Below are 21,639 nucleotides of genomic sequence, written 5' to 3' on the forward strand. Positions count from 1 at the left end.
TGTCCGCTTTTCTCCAAAAGCGTCTAACTGTTGCGCCCACGCGAAATGACGCGAAGGGCCACGAGCCGACCTTCCGGGTTCTGGTGAGGATTCCGTCGGGTCTACGCTCAATAGAGCTTGGTGTTTCCAGATAGAACGCCGCTGAGCCTATCGAGTCGACCACGAGCGCGCTCATTGCGCCAAATGGTCGAGCAAGGCCTTCCCCTCCTTCAAATCGAGTGTGTCGAAGCCCTCCGTGAACCAGCCGTAGATCGGGGCGAGAAGGTCGCTGGCGCGTTGCTGTTTGCCCTGATCGCACCACAACCGCGCCATGCTCGTCGCGGTGCGCAGTTCCCAGAGCTTTGCCTGCTGACCTCGCGCAATCTCAAGCGAACGCTCGAAATACGCCTGCGCTTTCGCTACCTCCGGCTTCGGCAATTTAAGCGCAATTTCCCCAGCGGTTCGGTGGATCTCAGCTTCCATCAAGGTTTCCCTGGTTCTTTCCACAGTGTCCCGCGCTTGGGAGATGATGACGCAGGCCTTTTCCAGTTGCCCTGTATTCGCATAGGCGTGGGCAAGGGCATTCAAAGAATTCGGAATGAATACACTTGATCCGGTAGATCGATACGCGTCGAGACCTACGTTGATGAGTTCGATCGCATCCGTCGCCCGGCCGGATGCCGACAGAATTGAACCCTTGGCAAGCGTTCCCAGCGCTCGCCAAAACTCTGCACCCTTTTCTTCCGCAAGCGCAATTAGCTCGGCGGCGTGCGACTCGGCGGCAGCCAGCTTTCTTGTCCATGTTTCGACGGAAACAACATGGTAGAGTGCGTGCATCAATGTGGCAGCGTGGCCGAGGTCTCGCGCGTGCTCGATCAGTTGGTCAGCGAGGGTCAGAGCACTCTGCGGATAGCCGCGCAACCCCAGTGCCCACGCCCGATACGCCAACGCCGTCGCCCCGACATCCTGGCCGAATCGCACGGCCAACGCGCGATGCTCCTGGGGCACGTAGAGTGCAACGGCTTGATCGGCGTGCATTTGTGCGATCTCAAAATGGCCGACCACGATCTGCGTGACAGCCATCAAGCGGTGGCCGATTTGCATCGGTGCAGATGTGTTGGCCTTTGCGGCGAAAGCGAGAAACTGTTCCGCCCGCCAAAAAAGCTGGTCTACGTCTATTGCGATGTAACTGGACACCCAAAGGCCGTAAAGGATCGAGAAGTGCAGCAGAGGATCCTCGGGACCTTCGCCCAGGGATTCCGCCTTCTCGATCATTGATCGAGCTTTCTCGAAAGCACCAATCACATCCGGGGAGGAATACCCCTTGACGAGCATCAGGCTGTTCGCCAACGAAACTTGCAATTGCAGTTTCTCGCGTCGGAGCGCCGTTGTTTCTGGCAAGCTCCAAAGCTGGTCCAACGCCTTTGTCAGTTGCGCAACCGCCTCGGTCAGAGCCGAGCGGGCGAGCGACCGCTGCCCCGCTTTGCCCCACAGGCCCGCGGCCTTCTCGATCAACCCGGCCTCGGTGCAATGATGTGCCAGGACCTCGGGCCGGCTCTCCGCAATCTCTGCAAATTGGCTTTCGAGGGTCTCGGCGATACGGGCGTGAAGCGCGCGTCTCGGCTCGCGCAGCAGCGTGCCATAGGCCGCATCCTGCACCAGCGCATGCTTGAACAGGTAGGTCGCATGCGGCGGCACGCCTTGCCGGAACAGCAAGCCGGCCTGGATGAGGCGGCCGATCGCCGATCCCAACTCCGCTTCGGGCTTGCGCACCACCGAAGCCAGCAGGGCATGGGAGAACTCGCGCCCGATTGCCGCCCCGATCTGCGCTACCTCCTTTGCTGGGCCAATCCGGTCGAGCCGCGCCATCAACGACGCATGCAAACTTGCAGGGACCGCCAGGGCTGCGGACGGAACCGCCGCAACCATGCGCCGGGCCGCGCCCTCGCTTTCCGCTTCCAGCACCGCCTTCGTCATCTCCTCCACGAACAGGGGAATGCCGTCGGTGCGCTCGACAATGTCCCGCCTGATGCTCGCCGGCAGGAGTTTTTTGCCGACAACGCGGTCGATCATGGCACCCACGTCGCGCTGTGTCAGCCGATTGATCGTGAGGGCAGTCACGTGAGGCTGTCCTATCCATGGTGGGTCGAATTCCGGCCGGAACGTCACGATCAGCAGCACGGGAAGCATCGCGATCTCGTCCACAACCCGACCCAGCACTTCCAGGCTCGTGGGGTCGGTCCAATGCGCATCCTCGAAAATCATCAGCACCGGATTTGAGCGTGTCAGGGCCTCCATTTGTGAAATGAGCGCTTCCAGGGTTTTTTGCCTGCGCTGCTGCGGGGTCAACTCGAGCGCGGGGTAGCGTCCATCATTCGGGAGCGACAGCATCTCCGCAAACAGCGCGGCATCCTGGGTCGAGGTCGAGGTCTGCGCGAGCAGGGCATCGAGCTTGTCGGGCCTCGCTTGCAGTTTGTCGTCGTGCGCCAGTCCTGCAGCACGTTCCATCTGGCCAATGATCGGATAAAGCGGGCTATCGGTGTGCTGAGGGGAGCAGAAGTAACGCAAACGCGTGTGCGGTCCGGTGGCGAGGCTCTCCAGAAGCGCTGCCGTGAGCCGCGATTTCCCGATACCGGCCTCGCCTGAGAGAAGCACGACCTGTCCTTCACCCGCCTTTGCCCTGGACCAGCGCCGAAGCAGCAGTTCGGATTCCTCTTCCCTTCCCACCAGGGCGATCAGACCGGTGGTGTGCAGCGCCTCGAAACGGCTCTCCACGGAACTCGCCCGCAGCGCCGCCCAGGCCTGCACCGGCCCCGCGATGCCCTTGAGGTGCGTGGGTCCGAGGTTTTGCAGCTCGAACAAGTTCCCGAGAAGTCTTCGTGTGCTGTCGGCAATGACGATCGTATTCGGTTGGGCGATCCCCTGCAGGCGCGCCGCGAGGTTCGGCGTCTCGCCGACGATGCCGCGTTCCTGCGCGTCCCCCGATCCGATCAGGTCGCCGACGACGACCAGGCCGGTCGCAATGCCGACACGCGTTTGCAGCGCGGTGTTTGTCTTCAGGCCGGTCACCGCGGCGACCAAATCCAGCCCCGCGCGTACAGCCTGCTCAGCGTCGTCCTCATGCGCCTGCGGATAGCCGAAATACACAAGGACGCCGTCTCCCATGTATTTCGCGACGAACCCGCCGAAGCGCCCCACGGTCTCAGCGACGCACTTCTGATAGGCTGAAATGACTTCGCGGAGGTCTTCAGGATCCATGCGCGCGGAAAGGGCCGTCGAGCCGACAAGGTCGGAGAACATCACCGTGACTTGGCGGCGCTCGGCGCGGTCTTCGGGTGCCGCGCCCGGAGGCGAGGACACTGCGTCGCCCGAGGCGTTTTTCGCCGTGGCGTCAGTGCGCAAAGCAGCGATGGAATCCAGCAGTTTGCGGCGGTGTCCTACGATATCGACGCCCAAGTCCTTCAGGTCTTCCGCCGTCAGGCTCGGAAGAACCGTTTCGTCGATCTCGTTCTCGCGGAAGGCAGCCTCATATCTTTCGAGGCCAAGGCTCCGCAGCCAACCTCTGAGGTCCATCATGGCACCCTCAACGGCCTACCGCTCATGATTGTCCAGCCTAGTGGATGAGTCCAGCGTAGTTAGCGGGCCGCGCGAGTCCGAATCGGGTCATTCGCGACCGAACCGGCCGATTTTTGCCTGCCAGTTGATGTCCGCTTCCCTCCGAAGCGACCGAGATCGCGCGGCACAGCAATATGTCGCGATGGGCCGACAGCGCGATCAGGCGCGCCGGTCTGGCAGGATGTTGCGCATCACCCCAGCGGCTATCTCGCTTCCCGCGTCGGTGTCGTCGCGCAGGGATGGCCGAGCTTCTTGTGATCGCGGCGGGCGGCGGATCGATGATGAGCCGGAAATGAAAGCTCTGCCAATGCCGCATGGGGCCACCCACCGGGGGAGGGAAAAATCTCGAGAAAAGCATGCTTATTTTGGAAAAGGCCTCTACAAGCCGTCTCATCCTAAGCCTGACCAAGGCTTGTTCGGCACCGGATCGGCTGCTAGAGCTTTCCAAACCGCGTTCGCTTCGGCTTGCTGCACATGATTGCTATCCCAATCGGGTGCAAAAAAATAACGGTACGGATCACCACCCCTTCCGCCACGTTCAAATTTGTCGGGCCTGCATTCAAGTTTGGTCTGAGACTCGCGCGAAGCCTCGATCCCTGGCGGATTTCCTTTCCGATTAGTTTCTCGGGCTGTCATATGACCACTCCCGAATAAAATATCTTTTACGAGCCATGAGCGGAAGTTTCGCGCATACGTGGTGTTACGCCTTAACCTGGACCTGACGGAGAGAACGCATGTCGAGTTTCAGACTGATTGGGGCTGGCGCTGTCTTTTTTTCCGTGTTGGCAGGACCCGTGATGGCCAGGCACGTCATCTCTAGCCACCCCGGCCAGAGCCTCTTTTGCGCAACCAGGGACGCGGGAAATCCGCACAGCAAATATTGCGACTACATCGCCTGGAGCAAATGGCGACAACGCGGTGCCTGGGACAGCAGCCTCGATAATGCTTGCTTGCGCGACCCTGCCTTTATACCGGGAGAATGCAGCTTCAATCAGCGAGGCCAAGTGCTATTTGGGGCACCTCTGAGGTGATTGCTGCCTGGTCCGCACCTCGTCGCGTTTCATTCGAGGCTTTTGGCGGGTCTGCAATAATTCTGATCAAGACGACCCCGCCATTCGGACGGGCATCGATGTGACGCGAAGGGCCGGAAGAACAGAAAAGGAAAAATGACAGGGTCTCAGCCCTGCGCCGTCAGATAGACGTGCATAAACAACGCGTCAATGCCAGACTTGCGCCGGTTGAACCTGGGGCCCAGAAATGGCGTGGAGATGCCGCGTCCGCAACAGTCGAGCGAATTCACCGCTCATTTCTCAATGTTCAAAACGCGGAAGTTTGGCAACTCGGCAAAGGAATAATTGCCATACCGATCCTTGCGAGCCATTTCTCTCGCCGCGATTTTTTGCAGCCCCGCTCGCAGCGCCGCGTCCGCCTCTTTCATGTAGTTTCGAAGTTCTTGCCGCTCGAAACGGGTGCTTGATGGGTCGGCGAGTAGCCGCCATGCAACCGCGAGCCATTCCTTCAACGCTTGTACATCTTGATCCAGAGTGTCGGCCATAAGCCCCACTTTCCAAGGTACAGCGGTAGTACCTTACGCGATTCGCGGCCTCGTGGTACCGCCGCGCGACACCCAAGCCGGCCCGCTCGTCGGAATTGTCGGGCATGCGAGGTTTGCGGATCATCACGTTTGGCGAAATGCGACTTGATCACCTTTAGACTTCTTCCTTTGCCATCACAATTCCCTGCAAAGGTGACAATATTGCCCGACGAATCTGAGATCGCTTGGGCCCTTCCGCGTAGGGGGGATAACTGGGCGGTCCCGGTGCGACGCAGGCCGGGGCCGCTTTTGATTCCGATGCTTGGGCAGGTACGGCCGTCAGAGGCTGATTCGCGGATGCGCCTCGGTCGCGGGAGCGGATTCAGGAAGTGGCGCCTAAAGAGCCATGAGCGGGTGACTGCGCTCGTTTCCCGAGCTGAGGTCGGCATGACCTTGACTTGGTGAGCCTTCGGGCCACCTGCCCCGCACGCAGCATGAGCGCCACCCGAGGCAGGATGCTACACTAACCCTCACGGCGACGTGGAGTTGGCCTCCTGCGACTTCGCCGGCCGCGGATCGGACTTCGACACCGCCATGGCCCCGCTTCCGAACCGGACGCGGTAGACGTGGAGATTTTCGAGCACGCGCTGGACGTAGTTGCGCGTTTCGGAGAACGGGATGCGTTCCACCCAGTCAATCGCGTCCACCTTGGGATCGCGCGGATCGCCATGCGCTTTCACCCAGTCGCGGACGCGGCCCCGGCCGGCGTTGTAGCCGGCGAATGTCATGATGTGGGAGCCGGCGTATTCCTTCAGCAGCGCGCTGAGCTCAGCCGCGCCCATCTGCGTATTGTAGACGGGATCTGAAACCATCCGGTCCCAGTCATAAGCAACCCCGAACCGCTTGGCGGTGTCGCGTCCGGCTTCCGGCGTGACCTGCATCAGGCCGACCGCATTGGCCGACGACCTGTCTGCCTGATCGAAGGCGCTTTCGGTGCGTGCGACCGAATAGATGATGCTGCGCTCGATTTCGGGACCGATCGGGCTGTGCTGCGGGATTCCGATCGTCGGGAATGCATAGTGGTCGAGCGCAAGCCCTCGGGCGAGCGCCGGCTTGCCGATCTGCAACATGGCGCGCGCGTCGTTGCGGCGGCCCGTCAGCTCGCCCAGCGCAACCAGCACCGGTACGTCGGCGTTCTCTTCGGCGAGGTCGGCAACAAAACGCAGGACAATTTCGCGCTCGCCGAGCGTATAAAGCATATCGGCTGCACGCACGCGCTCGTCCGCGAGCACTGACTCGGTAACCGGACCGGGCGCTCGCAGCTCGACCTGGTCGAGACCGAGTTTCGCGCGCGCGATCTGTCCGTAATAGGCAGTGGGATAACGGGCGGCAGCCTCATAGCCGGCGCGCATCGCCTCTTTCTCCCCGGTCGCTTCAGCGACGCGGGCCCGCCAGTAGTTCGCCCGCGCCAGCACGATCGGGTTGGCGGAGTCATCGTCTATATGCGCGAAATGCGCCCGCGCGGTTGCGGGATCATTGCGGTAGCGCAACGCGATCCATCCGCACATGAAATGGAAATCGGCCCGATAGTGTTCGCTGGCCGGCACCGCGGCAGTGCTTACCACGTGGTAGGCGGTCTCGAATTTTCCCTGATCGAGCAGCTTGCGGGCGAGGCTGCGCCGTTCGCGCCACCATTCATCCGTATCCTGAAGCGCCATGTTTTCCGGTGCGGACGACAGCATCAGGTGGGTTGCCTCATCGATCCGGTCATGATGCGCCATCCAGCGGATTCGGCAGAGCGCATATCCGAGATCGTTGCGGGCCTCGGTCGCGACGTCGTCGAGCCGATCGAGAGCCTTGTCCGAATTGCCGGCCGCGCAGGCCTTCACGATCGACAGTTCGTCACTGCCGAGGTACTGCGCGGCACGCCTGGCGCCCGACAAATCCTTGGCGCCGATGCGTCTGTCCATGCGCGCGCGATAGTCTTCGCGCGTGAGCAGGTCGCGAAATTGCTCGTATGCATCGGCCTCGGAGCGCTCGGACAATTCCTCCGTGCGCCAAGCTTGTCGGACCAGTCTTGCGGCGCCGTCGCGGTCACCTTCGGCGAGAAGGACGCGCGCAAGTGCAAAGCGGCCCTTGGCGCAGATGGGCTGATTGCCGGTGAAGCTGCGAACGGTTGCGGCGTCGCTGCGCTCCTGCCACAGCGCGGCCTCTGCGCGCTTGCGTATGAGTCCCATGCTCGGCCAGCCCGGATTGTTGGCGATGAATGCCGCATATCGGCTGAAGTTCGCGTTACCTTCCGGATGGCGCAGGATGAACCATTCGACGAGCTTGCCCGCCGCCGGGTCGGCGATCGTCTTCTGAACGGCGGTCGCCTCGGATATCTTGCCCTTGCGCGTCAGGTCGATGGCGTCCCTGACCAAAGCAAGATCGCCGGTGAGCGGCGGCGTGTCTATCGGAGGCGATGCGTCCCTGGGCGGCGCCGCCTTGCGCTGCGCCTCCGTCGAATGCTTTGTGTGCTTGCCTTTCTTGAGCGCCGCGCTGCGGTGGTGACGCGCTCCGCTCGCTTCATGCGACTTCTTGGCATGCTGCGGCTTGTGGCTGGATCTTGCGGCAGCGTCTGTCGAACATATGGCGAGCGCAGCAGCCAAGGTCAGAAAACAGGACAGCGAACGCCAGTGTCGTTTCATTTCCCGTTCCCCTCGAAGCTTCAACGACCGCTAGTGTCCGGTTCCGACGTTCGTATGACTTTGCCGCACGCGCTTTTTCCGAACGTCTGAACCAAAGGGACACCAGCAACTCTTTGGATTTGACGTTCCTAGAACGCACTCGCGGCGAGACTGACAGGAACGTCAGATCCGCCGCACTAGTGTAGTGGATTTGACATTCGCTACCCACCTAGCCGCAGACCCGCAATGCGAATGTCAAATCCAAAACTCCACTAGAAACTCGCATTTGCTAGTGGTCCTTTGATTCCAACATTCGCAAAACTGCTTGCCGAGACGGGATGCGAATGGTGGAATCGGACCACTAAGTCAACCACGCCGACCCGTCAGGCCCCCAAGCCGCTCACCGTGACCAGACGCGAGCACGACGACGGTCGTGCCCGGCTTCACCCGGTTGAAAAGATCGATCACGTCCTCATTGGTCATGCGTATGCAACCAGACGAGATAGCCTGGCCGATATATTCCGGCTGATTGGTGCCGTGTATTCGGTACAAAGTGTCCTTGCTGCCCTCATAAAGATACAGCGCCCGCGCGCCGAGCGGATTCTCCGGACCTCCTCGCACGCGTGAGGGATACGGGCCGAGCCGCGCCTGAATTTCAGGCGTCGGGATCCAGTCAGGCCATTCGGCCATGCGGCCGACGGTAGCGACGCCGGAGAAGGCCATTGCCTCCTCCCCTACCGCTACACCGTAGCGGATCGCCTTGCCCTGCGGCAGGACGTAATAGAGATAACGTGAGTCGGAATCGACCAGGATCGAGCCCGGCCGCTCCTTGTACGGATAGTCGACGATGTGCCGACGGTACTGTTCGGGGATGTTCGCCTGCGCGTAAGGCGGATGAGCCAGCAGTTGCCGGTCTCTTTGAGTGAAACTCGCATCCGACATCGGTGAGAGCGTCGTTTGCGAACAACCGACGAGAACCCACCCGAATAGCCCCACGAGCAACCACGCCAGTACGGACCGCTGCACCGTCCCCCTCCAAAGCGTGACTTCGCAATATTTGTCCTTCGAATAGTGCAGAAATCAAGGCAAATCGGACAGACGACGGCCTCTTTAGTAAATTCCGGTTAACCGCTGTCCGAAATATCACAGTATGACGCACGGCGTTCGACTCGATGGGGCGTCTCCACCTTCATCGGGCCGCCGAAATTGCGCGACGACCGCTACCGCAGCTTCAGCCGCTCTGCGTCCGATCGAACCGTCGATGCAATAATACCGTTCGTCCACGGCTCGGATCATCGCACCAGGCTATCGGGCATCGAGCGGTGTTTCGTTCATGGCTGGCGCCGCGGTAGGGTTCGCCTGGAGTGTACGCTGGCCGTGGTCGATCATGTCGTGGCGGCGATCCACTTTTCGGCGACGTTAGGCACTTCGATGTCCACCTCGAGCATCGACACCAAATCGCCCCTGTCCATCCGAACCATGACTTTTTCCGGATCCAGGGCGACATGCCGGGAGACGACCGAGAGGATTTCTGCCCGAAGCAGTTCCAGCAAGTCAGGCTGGCCACGCGAGCCGCGTTCGTGCGCCAGCAGAATCTGCAGGCGTTCCCGGGCAACAGGCGCTGAGGCGGTGCGGCCACCGAAGAGCCACGGCAGATGCATCACGCGGCCCTCCGTCCAAGCAATCGATCCATCAATCCCTTTCTCGGCGCGGGCACCGTCATCGGAACGGTTTCGCCCGTCAGGCGGCGCGCAGCATCGATATATGCGCGCGCCGGCGCGCTCGATGCATCGTTCAGGGTAACGGGTGAGCCGACGTTCGAGGCTCGCAGAACGTCCTGGCTCTCAGGGATGATTCCAAGCAACGGGATGCCGAGGATTTCAAGAACGTCGTCGATGCTGAGCATTTCTCCCCGCGCTGCGCGCGCGGTGTCAAACCGGGTGATCAAGAGATGCTTTTCCACCCGCCCGCCCTGCTCGGCCTTGACGGTCCTCGAATCGAGCATTCCGATAATGCGGTCGGAATCGCGCACCGAGGAGACTTCCGGATTGGTAATGATCACCGCTTCATCCGCGTAGCGCATCGCCAGCATCGCGCCTCGTTCGATGCCGGCGGGGCTGTCGCAAACGATCCAGTCAAATCGAGTCCGAAGCTCCGCGATGACGTTACTGACGCCTTCCTCCGTCAACGCATCCTTGTCCCTCGTCTGGGAGGCCGGCAGCAGCCACAAATTGTCGAGGCGCTTGTCGCGAATGAGAGCTTGCGAGAGATTGGCGATACCCTGCACCACATTGATGAAGTCGAACACCACCCGCCGTTCCGCCCCAAGAATGAGGTCGAGGTTACGCAAGCCAACATCGAAGTCGATCACCACCACTTTCTGCCCCATCTGCGCGAGCGTCGCGCCGAGCGCGGCAGTCGAAGTTGTCTTGCCGACGCCGCCTTTGCCGGACGTCACGACCAGGACCTTGGCCATTCTTGTTTCCCCTTAAGATCAATTCAGCGGTGTAATTTGCACGACTTTGCCAGCGAGCCACACTTGAGACGGCCGATCGCACAGACTGGCGTCGATCTCCTCAGCCGTTCGGTAATAACCGTCGATGGCGAGCAGCTCTGCTTCGATTTTCTGACAGTAGATGCGCGCGCCCGAATTGCCGTTGATGCCGGCCATCGCGCGGCCGCGAAGCGTTCCGTAGATATGGATCGAACCGCCGGCGACGATTTCGGCGCCGGAACTGACCGAGCCTACGATGGTCACGTCGCCATCGGGAAAGACGATTGATTGACCCGAACGTACCTGGTTGTCGAGCAGCAGCGAGTTTGGCTTCGACCTGGCTTCCACCTTCTTCGGCTCATTCCTCGGAAGCACGCAATGGCGTCCGCCGACGAGCAAGGGCGGCATGGCCGCAGAGAGGCGATCGGCCTCCACTCCCTCGATACCGAGGATGCGAATGTCTCGTTGTTGCAGGCTTGCAACGAGTTGTGCGATCGCGGATTGACTGAGTTCGACGGCGGATAGGTCAAGCACCACCGGCTTGCCGACAAAAAAACCAGGCGATTGCTCCAGCGTTGCGTCTATCTCTTCAAGCCACCCAATGATCGGAACCACCGGGCTGAACACAAACGCGACGTAGGACCGCCCTCGCATGCGAACCGGTTGACGTTTGGGCCGCGCAATTGCCTCCATGACGATGGTCTCGGCTTGTCCTTTCGAATGGCAGACGGTTCGTGTCCTACGAAAGCCGAAGCGCGTTCCGGCGCTTTCGACTTCTGCAGAAAGAGTTGATTCGGCAGGCAAAATTGCGACGAAATTGGGATAGAGATTGAGGCACGTCGCGACGATGCCGCGGGAGCGGCTGAAGATTCAGAAAGTGGCCTTCAGGCCCGCGTAAAACACCCGCGGTCGCGCCGGGCTGAGCGAACGCGGATCGGTAAAGGGGGCGCCGCCGTTGGCGAGGTTGGGAATGGCGGTGGTGTCAAAAAAAGTTCCATAGGTCGCGTAACGGTTGTCCAGAACGTTGTCCACGCGTCCGTAAATCTGGAATGTCTTGTTGATCTGATACGACGTGTGCAGGTTGAAAACCGCGTAACCCGGCACCCTCGGCGCCTGATTGGATTCGTCACCGACAAAATATTGGCTGCTGACCAAAAGCGTGTCTCCGCCGACCTTGAGCGCGTCAGTGATGGAATAGTCGATGCTCGCCTTGACGCGATTGCGCGGAATTGCGGGAATGCGATTGCCGGGCAGCACCTGGACGTTGCCGTTGGCGTCGGCAAAGGGACTGTTGGATGCGAGCTCCAGCGCATTGAGGAACCGTGCGTCCACCAGCGCATAGCTTGCAAAGAACTGCAGCGCGTTCGACTTCAGGGTGACCTCGGTTTCGATGCCCTGGCGTCGTGTCGAGCCGACGTTCTGAAAAAAGCCAAATCCCTGCAGCACCGGACTTGGAATGGCCAGGATGTCATCGGTGTTGTCGGTGCGGAAAACGCCGAACTTCCATCCAAGCGTTCCGACACTCAAGTCCCTGCTGCCGCGAAAGCCGGCTTCGAACGTCTGGGAAATGACCTGCTTCAAGGGCGGATCCGATACCAGGAACGCCGCAATGATGCAGGGACGCGCGGGGTCCGCACAACTGAGTTCGAGCGGGGTTGGCGCGCGATTGGCCTGAGAATACCCGGTGTAGGCCGTCAATCCCGGTGTGATCTTGTAGGTGCCGCCGATGAGCGGGTTGAAGTGGTTGAAGTTGTCAACCCCGTTTAGCGAGGTGCCGATCTGATCCTCGAGCACGATGTTGGCGAGGTTGAAGCGGCCGCCGCCTGTGATCGTCAGCGCATTCGTGACGTCAAATGTATCGAGCGCGTAGAGCCCGGTGTATTGATTGGTGGCGCGAAGGTCGACCGGGCCAATCGACACCGGATTGCCGGATTGCCCGAGAAATATGCCGCTTCCGCTGACGACAAAATTTGGACCGATCGTTCCGAGCTCCGCGCTTGCCGTGAACCTCGTCACGCTGGAATCGAAACTGGCGCCGACGACGAACTTGTTGTTGTGCCCGAACAGCTGATCGGAGTTCGTCGCCTGCAGCGTGGCACCCGCCGTGGTGGAGCGGGTGGTATTTCGATCAAGCTCGCCCAAAACAGCATCGGGAGCGAAGGGATTGGCGAGCTGAACGCCGTTCAAGCCGAATGCGGGCGTCGTATCGTCGCCAAAACAAAGCAGAGCCGGGTTGGTACACGGCTGAGTGCCGGTTGGATTGCCATCCACTATGTTCTGTTCAAAACGCCGCACATGCGCGGAGCCCTCGATGGTCCAGGACGGCGTCGCTTCGACCTTCCCTATCAGGTTGAGATAGCCGACGCGGTTTTGTGTGGTTTGCGGCGTGGTGTAGGTCGCGCCCCAAAATTGGTCCAAGAGTTCGACCGGCGCCGTCGCGGTGGCGCCGAATTTGTTTTCGGCGACGCCCATGTTGAGATGAAATTCGTTGCCGTCGTTCTTGTAGCCGACGTCGCCGTAAAAGCGGCGTATCTCGGATGGCGAAAAGTTTCGAAAGCCGTCATCGTGCACGCCTTCGAGCGCGCCATAGACCGCATAATTGTCGATCTGCCTGCCCCACTGTGCCGAACTCTGGATGCGGCCGTAGGAGCCGGCCATAGTGTCGATCTCGGCCCCATGGTAGTTGAAGCCATTCTTCATCGTGATGTTGATGGCTCCGCCCAGCGCGTTGAGGCCGAACGCAGGATTGTTGGCGATCACCGCCACGGACTGGATCGCGGCGGTCGGGATCAGGTCCCAGTTGACGGTGTCGCCAAACGCTTCGTTGATGCGCACGCCGTTCTGGTAGACCGCGAGCCCCTGCGGCGTGCCCGATACAGGGGAAGCGACAAAGCCGCGGAATTGCACATTGGGTTGGAAGGGATTGCCCGCGACTTCGTTGACGACGATGCCCGGGACAAATTTCTCCAGGGCATTCGCGATATTCGACGAGTGCTCCCGCTCGATCTGATTGGCATCGACGGCGTTGACGGCGGCCGGCACCTTGTCGGGGTCGATCCCTGATCCCGGAATCGGAGTGGTTGGATAAAGCGACGGGCTTGGCGAGGGGCTCGCCGGCGGCGCGGCCGCTACCCGCGGAGCGGGCACCGGCCGGGCAGCTCTCGGAGTACGAGGCGCGGTACGGGCAGCGGCGGGCCTCGGCTTGGGTGCCGCTGGCGAAACGACGATCGGAGGCAAAGGTTGCGCTTCGCCGGGCCCGGTCTGGGCACGCGCGCACTCATTCCCGGCAGATACCCCTACCGACACCAGCATAACTGCCAACCAACGAGCGCGCATCGGCCCCTATCCCATCGCGCTTTCCGCCCCGCGCCGGTCAGGCTCCATGATAGTACGGCAACCTCCCCCTTCGTCTAGCCGACGGCTTTGACTGAGAGCGAAATCAAGCCGTTTCTCCGCCACGTCTGCGCGGGCTGACGGAGACAAACAGCCTCTGGTTTGCGATTTAGAATGATTCAGAGCTCCTCTGCGTCGCAGCACAGCCAAGTCACTCCAGCAATAATCTGCAGCAAGATGCGACACGCGCTTTGTGGTAGCGTCAAGGATGGACACGATCCAGCAATTTGACACGATTAGTTGCCCACCCCGCGCCTTCGGAGCTGAAAAACATGTCGCTTGAAACCGTCTCGCTCAACAAGTCACACGGCGGCATGCAGGGTGTTTACAAACACGCAAGCCGTGAGACCGGAACGGCGATGACCTTTTCGGTCTACGTTCCTCCGCATCAGGATGGCTCCAGGCTTCCGGTGGTCTGGTATTTGTCCGGTCTGACCTGCACCCACGCCAATGTCACAGAAAAGGGCGAATACCGAAAGGCCTGCACCGAACTGGGGTTAATTCTTGTAGCACCAGATACCAGCCCTCGCGGCGAAGGTGTGCCCGGAGATCCCTCGGGCGCCTACGATTTCGGGCTCGGCGCCGGCTTTTACGTGGACGCCACGCAAGCTCCCTTTTCGCGGAATTACCGCATGTGGAGCTACGTCACCAAAGAACTTCCCGAGGTGATCGTCGCGAATTTTCCGGTCGATCGTGAGCGGCAGTCCATTTTCGGGCATTCGATGGGCGGGCACGGCGCACTCACGATCGCCCTCTCCCATCCCAACCGCTACCGCGCCGCCACCGCGTTCTCGCCGATCGCATCGCCCTCGCAAGTTCCCTGGGGCACAAAGGCGCTCGGCGGCTACCTCGGAGACGACAGGAATCTATGGCGCAAGCATGATGCGGTTGCGCTGATCGAGGATGGTGCGAGGTTTTCCGAACTCCTCGTCGATATCGGCGATGCCGATCCATTCCTCAGAGAACAGCTTCGGCCGGAATTATTGGAACGCGCCTGCGCCAAGGCGACCATCCCGCTCACGCTGCGGATGCACCAAGGTTACGACCACAGCTACTACTTCATTTCGACCTTCATGGCCGATCACCTGCGCTGGCATGCCGAACGGCTCAAGGCCTAGATTCCGGCAGTCCCTCAATGGGGCGAGCCGTAATTTGGTGCAAGCAGCCGGTTGCGCAGCAAATAGCTCATCGTGCGCGACCAGGACTCGTCGGTGTTGCTGCGAAAATCCGCGCTCATGCCGGCGATCAATTGTCCGGTCTGGGTATCCCGCAAGTAGATGTTCATGTTGAGGATGAGGGCGGAGACCTTTTGAACCACGCCGGTGATCGCGAGATCGGCGCCAAGCTGCCGCGCATAGTCGACGTCGCAGCCGCCACAGGATTGCAGATTGCTGGCGTGCGCCGCAGCATTGACCGGTGAAATATCCACGATCACGAACTTGCCGGCCTCGGCCAGTCCTTTGCGCAACTGGTCGGTCACATCTTTGAGACGTCGCTGCTCGTCGGCTTGCGGTCCCTTTATTTCGCCTTGAAGACTGGTATCGAGCAGTTCGAAATCGAATATGGCCGCCCTGAGCGGTTCGGCTGCGACCGGCGAGGAGATAAATAGCGCGATGGCAAGACCGAGACTTCGCATGACCATGGTTCGTGCATTCACTTCGCAGAGTGTAAGGTAGTTCGGTAATGTTTGAAACCCGAACCACACCCTTCCTCGGTCGAGGGCAAGTTCCCGCGGGATATTTGATCCGGCTATTGGCAGGTCTCCTTTTCGTCCTGAACACGTCTGTCACGGCGCTTGCCGCCGATCCCGTCGAAATCGGCGTCGGCTATCTGCGGCGGGCCACCGTCAAGCCGACGCTTTCGCTGGTCGAGCAGCCGGCGGCGGATTACGGCGTCGCCGGTGCGCGGCTTGCGATCGACGACAACAACACGACGGGCAAATTCCTCAATCAACATTTCACGCTTCATGAGATGCGGCTCAAGGAGACCGATGATCCGGCAAAAGCGGCGACGCAACTGGCCGACCAGAACATAACCTTTATCGTCGCCGATCTGCCCGCGGAGGCCTTGATCAAGGCCGCCGACGCAATCCGCGATCGCGGAGTGGTGTTGTTCAATGTTGGCGCGACAGACGATCGCCTGCGCGAGCAGGATTGCCGGGCCAATGTGATTCATGTCGCGCCGACGCGCTCGATGCTCGCAGACGCGCTCGCCCAGTATCTGGTCTGGAAGCAGTGGAGGCGCTGGTTGATGGTGATCGGATCACATGATGAAGACAGGCTTTTTGCCGATGCGCTGCGCCGATCGGCCGCGCGCTTTGGCGCCAAGATCGTGCAGGAGCGGGTCTTCGAGGACACCGGCGGCGCGCGGCGCACCGACAGCGGCGTGACGCTGATTCAGCGTCAGATGCCGGTATTCACCCAGCAGGCGCCAGCCTATGATGTTCTCGTCGCCGCCGACGAGAGCGAGGTATTCGCCCCCTATCTGCCTTACCGGACCTGGGACCCTCGTCCGGTCGCGGGATCTGCCGGCCTCGTTCCGAAAAGCTGGGACGCAGCGCAGGACCAATGGGGGGCGGTGCAGATGCAAAATCGTTTTCTCAAGCTGAACTCGCGGCACATGACCGCCCTCGACATGCAGGCATGGACGGCGGTACGCATGATCGGGGAGGCGGTATCGCGCGTGAATTCCGCAGATCGCAAGACGGTGTTCGATTTCCTCAGGGGGCCCGACTTTTCCGTAGCCGCCTTCAAGGGCCAGCGGTTGACGCTGCGGCCCTGGAACCTGCAGCTTCGACAGCCAATCCTTTTGGCCGATGGCCGCATGGTGGTTTCGGTGTCACCACAGGAAGGATTTCTGCACCAGGTCTCGGAACTCGATACGCTTGGAGTGGATCAACCCGAAACCAGGTGCAAGCTGCACTGAACGTGCAATGGAGCTCTCATCGATGTGGCGTTCTTGCCTGCTCTTTGGAACCGTCTTGTGGCTTGCCGGCGCTCTGCCCTGCTATGGCTTCGTCGCCTACGTGTCGAACGAGAAAGGCAATACGGTTTCGGTGATCGATACCGATAAATGGGCGGTCATCAAGACCATCAAGGTCGGGCAGCGGCCGCGCGGGATCGAATTCACCAGGGACGGCAAGTTCGTTCTCGTCGCCGTCGGCGACGACGATACCATTCAGATGATCGACACGGCCACCCAGGAAGTCGCGGACACCCTGCCCTCGGGTCCGGACCCCGAACTCTTTGTCCAGGACAAGGCCGGCAAAATTCTCTACGTCGCCAATGAGAACGACAATACGGTCACGCTTATCGATCTCGAGCGGCGCGCACGGATGGGAGACCTTCAGGTCGGTGTCGAACCTGAGGGCATGGCGATCAGTCCGGATGGAAAAATCCTGATCAACACTTCCGAAACCACCAATATGGCCCATTTCATCGACACCGAGATGCGCCAGATTGTCGCCAATGTGCTGGTTGATTCGCGTCCGCGTTTTGCCGAGTTCAAGAGCGACGGCTCGGAATTGTGGGTCTCCTCCGAAATCGGCGGTACCGTCTCGGTGATCGATCCGGTCAAGCACGTGGTCACGACCAAGATCACGTTCGAAATTCCAGGCCTGCGGCAGGAAGCGATCCAGCCCGTTGGCATCAGTATCGCTGCCGACGACAAAACCGCATTCGTCGCGCTCGGCCCTGCCAATCGCGTTGCGGTGGTCGACGTCGCCGGCCACAAGGTGATCAAATATCTCCTGGTCGGACAGCGGGTCTGGCACATGGCGTTCACGCCGGACCAGAAATATCTTCTCGTCACCAATGGCATCTCCAACGACGTCTCCGTCATCGACGTCGCCGCGCTCAAGGTGATCAAGACCATTCAGGTTGGCGAATTGCCATGGGGCATCACGATCGCGAAGCAATGATGATAGGCGGCATTTCCATCGCTGACCAGGCAACCGTTCTTGAGGACGCGCCGGATTCCGTGGCGCTGGTGGTCGAGGGCGTGAGCCACAGCTACGGTTCTCGCAAGGCGCTTGACGATGTTGGCTTCACGGTAACGGCTGGAAAATTTGCGGCGCTGCTCGGCCTCAACGGGGCGGGCAAGAGTACGCTGTTTTCGATCATCACCCGCCTGTTCGCGTTGCAGGCTGGACGCATCAGGATTTTCGGTCACGATGTAGAGCAGGAGTCGGGCGCAGCGCTTCGGTGCATGGGCGTGGTGTTTCAGCCGCGGACGCTCGATCTCGATCTCTCGGTCACGCAAAACCTGCTCTATCATGCAGCGCTTCACGGCATCTCCCGGCGCGAGGCGCGACTGCGCTCGGAGGAATTGCTGTCGCGCATCGGACTCTCCGAGCGTCACAACAGCAAGGTTCGCGACCTCTCGGGCGGGCAAATGCGGCGCCTTGAGATTGCTCGCGCACTTTTGCACCGGCCGCGCCTTTTGCTGCTCGACGAGGCGACTGTCGGGCTCGACGTCAAGGCCCGAGCCGAGATCCTTGCGCATGTCAGGAGCCTTGTCGCCGAGCAAGGTACCGGCGTGCTGTGGGCCACGCATCTTCTCGACGAGATTGAAGCGAACGATAGTCTTGTCGTTCTGCATCAGGGTCGGGTACTGGCAGAGGGCAAGGTCACCTCCGTCGTCGGCAAGACCGGGGCACGGGATCTAAATTCTGCCTTCGCACAATTGACCGAAACCGCTCCGGGCCCCGGGAAGGTAGCGTCATGAGCGCAGTGATCGCCAGCGACAGGCCTGCGGGCTTCTCCTTCGCGGAATATCTGACCTGCATGGGCGGGATTGTCTGGCGGGAGGGCCTGCGCTTCGTTCACCAGCGCGAACGTTTCATTTCCGCGCTGGTACGCCCGCTGGTGTGGCTGTTCATCTTCGCCGCCGGTTTCCGTCAGGTGCTCGGAATTTCCATCATCCCGCCTTACGAAACCTATGTTCTCTACGAGGTCTACATCACGCCCGGGCTGATGGCGATGATTCAACTCTTCAATGGCATGCAATCGTCGCTTTCGATGGTCTACGATCGCGAGATGGGCAACATGCGCACCCTGTTGATCAGCCCGCTGCCGCGCTGGTATCTCCTGTTCTGCAAGCTTCTCGCCGGTGCCGCGGTTTCGATTCTTCAGGTCTATGCCTTCCTGCTGATCGCGTGGATCTGGGATATCGAGCCGCCGCCGATCGGCTATCTGACGGTCTTGCCCGCGCTGGCGCTCTCCGGACTGATGCTCGGCTCGCTCGGCATGCTGATCTCGTCCGGCATCAAGCAACTGGAGAATTTCGCGGGCGTCATGAACTTCGTGATCTTTCCGATGTTCTTCGCATCCTCGGCCCTCTACCCGCTGTGGCGAGTACAGGAGGGAAGCCCGATGCTTTACTACGTCTGTCAATTCAATCCTTTCACCCATGCGGTCGAACTGATCCGGTTCGCCTTGTATGGAAAGCTGAACCTGGTTTCGTTGGCGGTGGTCGGCGGCTGCACAGCCGCCTTCATGATCGGCGCGATGTTCGCCTACGATCCGGCCCGTGGATTCAGCCGTCGCGGACCTGCTGGAGGCGAGTCATGAGATCGTTGAGGGCGTTCTGTGTAATTGTTGCGGTGACAGGCATGGCTGACCGATGCCTCGCGGCCGATCCGCGCTATCCGGACTGGCCGTGCGCCCAGGCGAAGGTACCTGAGATTTCGCTCGCAGCAGTATGGAGCGGTCCTGCTCTCGACGATGCCACGAGCAAGTGGAGAGATAGCCCGAAGATCAGTCAGCTGGTCGCTCGCCTTGCGGTCCGGCGCACTCCGCTTGATCAGGCGGAGAAAGAGATTGCCGAATTTCTCAAGGAGGCGCCTTCCGAAAAGGCCGAGCGGGGAAAGCTTGTGTTTGCGGGCTTGTTTGAAACGCTCAATGCCGAGCGGACCGCAGTGATGAACGGCCTTGAACGCACAACGCGCAAGCAGCGCGAGGCCGCCGAAAAGGTTCGCTCAGATACCGTCGGGCTGCAATCGCTGCAGGACCAGCAAACCAAGGATCAGACCAGGATAGACGAACTCAGCAATCAGCTGATCTGGGAAACCCGGATCTTTGAGGACCGGCGGCGCGTGATCAAATTCGTGTGCGAGGTGCCGACCGCGATCGATCAGCGGCTGTTCGCGTTGGCCCGCATCATCCAGCAGGAAATGGAATAGCCTCCTCAACGCGTCGGCACCCCCTCCTCGACGGGCCTCGGCTCCGGCTCTGAAACGACCAGTGGCAGGTCGGCGTTTTGCCAACCATCGGTGCCCTCTGGGTACCAGGCAACGTTGGAGTAGCCATAGGATCGGGCCCGCTTTGCTGCATTCCACGACATCCAGCAGTCGGCCTGGCAGTAGATGACCAGCAGCCTGGTGGGATCGCCGGCCGAGGCGCGGACAAGACCATTGCGCAAATAGTCCTCCGTCGACGGGGCCAACGCTCCGTAACCGGTGTCCGGAAGCCACACGCTGCCGGGAATGTTCAGCCTCGGCCTGTCGCGCCAAACCGTGCCGGCAGGCAAATTGGCAGGTTTTGGCGGGCGCGGAAGCACGTCGATGAAGACGCCGGATTTGGAACGCCAGATCTCTTCAGCCTGTTCGGTTGTCAGAACGCGCGCACCGGCAAGCGTTGCCGGCACTGGGGAACGATAATTGTCGTCGCGGTACCCTTCCGGTTCGGCTGGCCTGTCCTGTGCGTTTGCAGTCGCCGTCAATACGACGATTGCGGCGATGATGCCCGCGCGCGCCCACCTCATGGCTATCTGGTCGTCAACTCCGCGGTGATCGGCCGATCGTTCTCGTCCAGCAGCGGCACACCGAAATCGAGCAGGAGCTTGTTGATCGCCGGCTGGTTCTCCTGAATCAGACGGTTGAGCAGCCGTTTCCAGTTCTGATCGGCGGAACGAACCCCCATGCCGATGCGGTAAATCAGTTTCGGGCCCGACTTTTCCTGCACCAGTGGCGTGACATGGAGCGGCGGGGCGGCTTGCTTGGCGTAGTAGCCCGCCATCGGCCCCCACAAAATGGCGGCATCGATCGCACCTGCAGCGAGATCCTTCATCATGGCCCCTGCCGACGAATCGAAACGGGTATCGATCATCAGCGGATAAGGTCTGGCGTTGGCCATGAGTCCGTTCACAGCCATGTTGGTAGCCGGCGGTGTTCCTGCGATGATGCCCAGATGTTTACCCTTCAGGCGTTCGTCACCCAGTGAAGCCACGTCTTCCAGCCCGCTGCCCGGCTTGGCAACCAACGCATAGGCCGTGCGATAATAGGGGTTGGTGCCTTGCACGAGCTCATCCCCTTGCGGGAACCCCATGATAACGTCGCAGCGATGGGCCGCGAGTGTCATGCGAACGAAGCCGGTTGCCTGCGGAAAAAACGTATAGTCCAGCTTTTTCTGAAGTTTTTCGGCAAATAGCTCAGCCAGCTTGTTTTCGAAGCCTTCGCCCTTTTCATCCGAGAACGGAAGATTGCGGGGGTCGGCACATACTCTCAACACCTTTGGATCGACCAGTTCGATCGACAGATCGGTATTGTCGGGCAACTGCTGCGCGACCGAGCTTTCCCGACCGGCCATCGCAGCGGCGGCCACGCAAGCGAGCACGATGATGCCCCACCGGCGAGAGGCGGCATTTTCCATCTTCATCTCCTTTCGCCTCGCGGCGGCGTGGAATGATTGACGCCGCAAACACACCTTCGCCGCCGCCAAGGTGGTCGCGGCAGGCAAACCAGGTCTCGCGCGGGCGATTGTCCTTTAAGCATTCGGTGACAGAACGTCCCGGCGCGGGACGAGATCCGCGCCGGGACGGTTGTTGGCTTTTTTACTGCGGCAGTGCGAACACCGTCAGCGTGCCGCCGAGCGCGGTGTAGTTGCTCAGCGCCGCATAACCGCCGACTGCGCCAAGACCCGCGGTCGGATCGGTCAGGCCCGCAGCCAGCCCGATGC

17 protein-coding genes are annotated in these 21,639 nt (G+C 60.7%); 6 read left to right on the forward strand and 11 right to left on the reverse strand.

What is annotated here, in order from left to right; genetic code table 11:
* Positions 1 to 171: 171 nt before the first annotated feature.
* The 8 genes from VNX23_RS10050 to VNX23_RS10085 all read right to left on the reverse strand — a co-directional run bounded on the left by VNX23_RS10050 (position 172) and on the right by VNX23_RS10085 (position 13,603).
* Positions 172 to 3,555, reverse strand: a complete 3,384-nt coding sequence (locus VNX23_RS10050; protein ID WP_325629554.1) for an adenylate/guanylate cyclase domain-containing protein — start codon at positions 3,553 to 3,555, stop codon at positions 172 to 174.
* 1,342 nt (positions 3,556 to 4,897) lie between these two features.
* Positions 4,898 to 5,149: a hypothetical protein gene (locus VNX23_RS10055; RefSeq protein WP_325629556.1), complete on the reverse strand. Its 252-nt coding sequence runs from the start codon at positions 5,147 to 5,149 to the stop codon at positions 4,898 to 4,900.
* 509 nt (positions 5,150 to 5,658) lie between these two features.
* Positions 5,659 to 7,818, reverse strand: coding sequence for a lytic transglycosylase domain-containing protein (locus tag VNX23_RS10060; RefSeq protein ID WP_325629558.1), 2,160 nt, complete (start codon positions 7,816 to 7,818; stop codon positions 5,659 to 5,661).
* Positions 7,819 to 8,163: 345 nt separating this feature from the next.
* Entirely contained in the window at positions 8,164 to 8,823 is a 660-nt protein-coding gene (locus VNX23_RS10065; protein WP_414642973.1) for a L,D-transpeptidase, read from the reverse strand.
* Between the two features lie 359 nt (positions 8,824 to 9,182).
* A complete protein-coding gene (gene minE / locus VNX23_RS10070) occupies positions 9,183 to 9,458 on the reverse strand; it encodes a cell division topological specificity factor MinE (RefSeq protein ID WP_325629583.1) in 276 nt (91 codons plus the stop codon).
* A complete protein-coding gene (minD, locus tag VNX23_RS10075) occupies positions 9,458 to 10,273 on the reverse strand; it encodes a septum site-determining protein MinD (protein ID WP_325629560.1) in 816 nt (271 codons plus the stop codon). The genes minE and minD overlap by 1 nt, the downstream gene beginning before the upstream one ends.
* Before the next feature lie 18 nt (positions 10,274 to 10,291).
* Positions 10,292 to 10,984: a septum site-determining protein MinC gene (minC, locus tag VNX23_RS10080; protein ID WP_325629562.1), complete on the reverse strand. Its 693-nt coding sequence runs from the start codon at positions 10,982 to 10,984 to the stop codon at positions 10,292 to 10,294.
* Positions 10,985 to 11,161: 177 nt separating this feature from the next.
* The gene (locus VNX23_RS10085; RefSeq protein WP_414642975.1) at positions 11,162 to 13,603 is read right to left on the reverse strand and encodes a TonB-dependent receptor; all 2,442 of its coding nucleotides are present in this window, start codon (positions 13,601 to 13,603) and stop codon (positions 11,162 to 11,164) included.
* A 353-nt stretch (positions 13,604 to 13,956) separates the two neighbouring features.
* Between VNX23_RS10085 and fghA the strand changes: the two genes are divergently transcribed.
* Complete coding sequence (gene fghA, locus VNX23_RS10090) at positions 13,957 to 14,802, forward strand: S-formylglutathione hydrolase (RefSeq protein WP_325629566.1); 846 nt, start codon at positions 13,957 to 13,959, stop codon at positions 14,800 to 14,802.
* A gap of 14 nt (positions 14,803 to 14,816) precedes the next feature.
* On the opposite strand, the gene VNX23_RS10095 is transcribed toward fghA, so the two are convergent.
* Positions 14,817 to 15,320, reverse strand: coding sequence for a DUF3280 domain-containing protein (locus tag VNX23_RS10095; protein ID WP_325629568.1), 504 nt, complete (start codon positions 15,318 to 15,320; stop codon positions 14,817 to 14,819).
* A gap of 104 nt (positions 15,321 to 15,424) precedes the next feature.
* Between VNX23_RS10095 and VNX23_RS10100 the strand changes: the two genes are divergently transcribed.
* Genes VNX23_RS10100 through VNX23_RS10120 form a run of 5 tightly spaced genes read left to right on the forward strand, consistent with a single transcriptional unit; the run spans position 15,425 to position 19,865 of the window.
* Complete coding sequence (locus tag VNX23_RS10100; RefSeq protein WP_325629585.1) at positions 15,425 to 16,609, forward strand: ABC transporter substrate-binding protein; 1,185 nt, start codon at positions 15,425 to 15,427, stop codon at positions 16,607 to 16,609.
* 22 nt (positions 16,610 to 16,631) lie between these two features.
* Positions 16,632 to 17,603 carry a YVTN family beta-propeller repeat protein gene (locus VNX23_RS10105; protein ID WP_325629570.1) on the forward strand — a complete coding sequence of 324 codons (972 nt, stop codon included), beginning with the start codon at positions 16,632 to 16,634 and terminating at the stop codon, positions 17,601 to 17,603.
* A complete protein-coding gene (locus tag VNX23_RS10110; protein WP_414642974.1) occupies positions 17,576 to 18,409 on the forward strand; it encodes an ABC transporter ATP-binding protein in 834 nt (277 codons plus the stop codon). Before VNX23_RS10105 ends, VNX23_RS10110 begins: the two co-directional genes overlap by 28 nt.
* Positions 18,406 to 19,254 (forward strand): ABC transporter permease, encoded by an 849-nt coding sequence (locus VNX23_RS10115; protein ID WP_325629572.1) that lies wholly within the window; start codon positions 18,406 to 18,408, stop codon positions 19,252 to 19,254. The genes VNX23_RS10110 and VNX23_RS10115 overlap by 4 nt, the downstream gene beginning before the upstream one ends.
* A gap of 41 nt (positions 19,255 to 19,295) precedes the next feature.
* Positions 19,296 to 19,865, forward strand: coding sequence for a hypothetical protein (locus VNX23_RS10120; protein WP_325629574.1), 570 nt, complete (start codon positions 19,296 to 19,298; stop codon positions 19,863 to 19,865).
* A 5-nt stretch (positions 19,866 to 19,870) separates the two neighbouring features.
* On the opposite strand, the gene VNX23_RS10125 is transcribed toward VNX23_RS10120, so the two are convergent.
* The gene (locus tag VNX23_RS10125) at positions 19,871 to 20,446 is read right to left on the reverse strand and encodes a PQQ-dependent catabolism-associated CXXCW motif protein (protein WP_325629576.1); all 576 of its coding nucleotides are present in this window, start codon (positions 20,444 to 20,446) and stop codon (positions 19,871 to 19,873) included.
* A gap of 2 nt (positions 20,447 to 20,448) precedes the next feature.
* Positions 20,449 to 21,270, reverse strand: a complete 822-nt coding sequence (locus VNX23_RS10130; RefSeq protein WP_325629589.1) for a substrate-binding domain-containing protein — start codon at positions 21,268 to 21,270, stop codon at positions 20,449 to 20,451.
* Positions 21,271 to 21,639: the final 369 nt, after the last annotated feature.

This window comes from Bradyrhizobium sp. (genome assembly GCF_035570375.1).
Taxonomy (GTDB): Bacteria; Pseudomonadota; Alphaproteobacteria; order Rhizobiales; family Xanthobacteraceae; genus Bradyrhizobium.

What these genes read in the sequence shown, in the direction of transcription:
- VNX23_RS10050 (WP_325629554.1), bottom strand. Translation starts at nt 3,555, where the DNA reads ATGATGGACCTCAGAGGTTGGCTGCGGAGCCTTGGCCTCGAAAGATAT.
- VNX23_RS10055 (WP_325629556.1), bottom strand. Translation starts at nt 5,149, where the DNA reads ATGGCCGACACTCTGGATCAAGATGTACAAGCGTTGAAGGAATGGCTC.
- VNX23_RS10060 (WP_325629558.1), bottom strand. Translation starts at nt 7,818, where the DNA reads ATGAAACGACACTGGCGTTCGCTGTCCTGTTTTCTGACCTTGGCTGCT.
- minE (WP_325629583.1), bottom strand. Translation starts at nt 9,458, where the DNA reads ATGCATCTGCCGTGGCTCTTCGGTGGCCGCACCGCCTCAGCGCCTGTT.
- minD (WP_325629560.1), bottom strand. Translation starts at nt 10,273, where the DNA reads ATGGCCAAGGTCCTGGTCGTGACGTCCGGCAAAGGCGGCGTCGGCAAG.
- minC (WP_325629562.1), bottom strand. Translation starts at nt 10,984, where the DNA reads ATGGAGGCAATTGCGCGGCCCAAACGTCAACCGGTTCGCATGCGAGGG.
- VNX23_RS10085 (WP_414642975.1), bottom strand. Translation starts at nt 13,603, where the DNA reads ATGCTGGTGTCGGTAGGGGTATCTGCCGGGAATGAGTGCGCGCGTGCC.
- fghA (WP_325629566.1), top strand. Translation starts at nt 13,957, where the DNA reads ATGTCGCTTGAAACCGTCTCGCTCAACAAGTCACACGGCGGCATGCAG.
- VNX23_RS10095 (WP_325629568.1), bottom strand. Translation starts at nt 15,320, where the DNA reads ATGCGAAGTCTCGGTCTTGCCATCGCGCTATTTATCTCCTCGCCGGTC.
- VNX23_RS10105 (WP_325629570.1), top strand. Translation starts at nt 16,632, where the DNA reads ATGTGGCGTTCTTGCCTGCTCTTTGGAACCGTCTTGTGGCTTGCCGGC.
- VNX23_RS10110 (WP_414642974.1), top strand. Translation starts at nt 17,576, where the DNA reads ATGGGGCATCACGATCGCGAAGCAATGATGATAGGCGGCATTTCCATC.
- VNX23_RS10115 (WP_325629572.1), top strand. Translation starts at nt 18,406, where the DNA reads ATGAGCGCAGTGATCGCCAGCGACAGGCCTGCGGGCTTCTCCTTCGCG.
- VNX23_RS10120 (WP_325629574.1), top strand. Translation starts at nt 19,296, where the DNA reads ATGGCTGACCGATGCCTCGCGGCCGATCCGCGCTATCCGGACTGGCCG.
- VNX23_RS10125 (WP_325629576.1), bottom strand. Translation starts at nt 20,446, where the DNA reads ATGAGGTGGGCGCGCGCGGGCATCATCGCCGCAATCGTCGTATTGACG.
- VNX23_RS10130 (WP_325629589.1), bottom strand. Translation starts at nt 21,270, where the DNA reads ATGGCCGGTCGGGAAAGCTCGGTCGCGCAGCAGTTGCCCGACAATACC.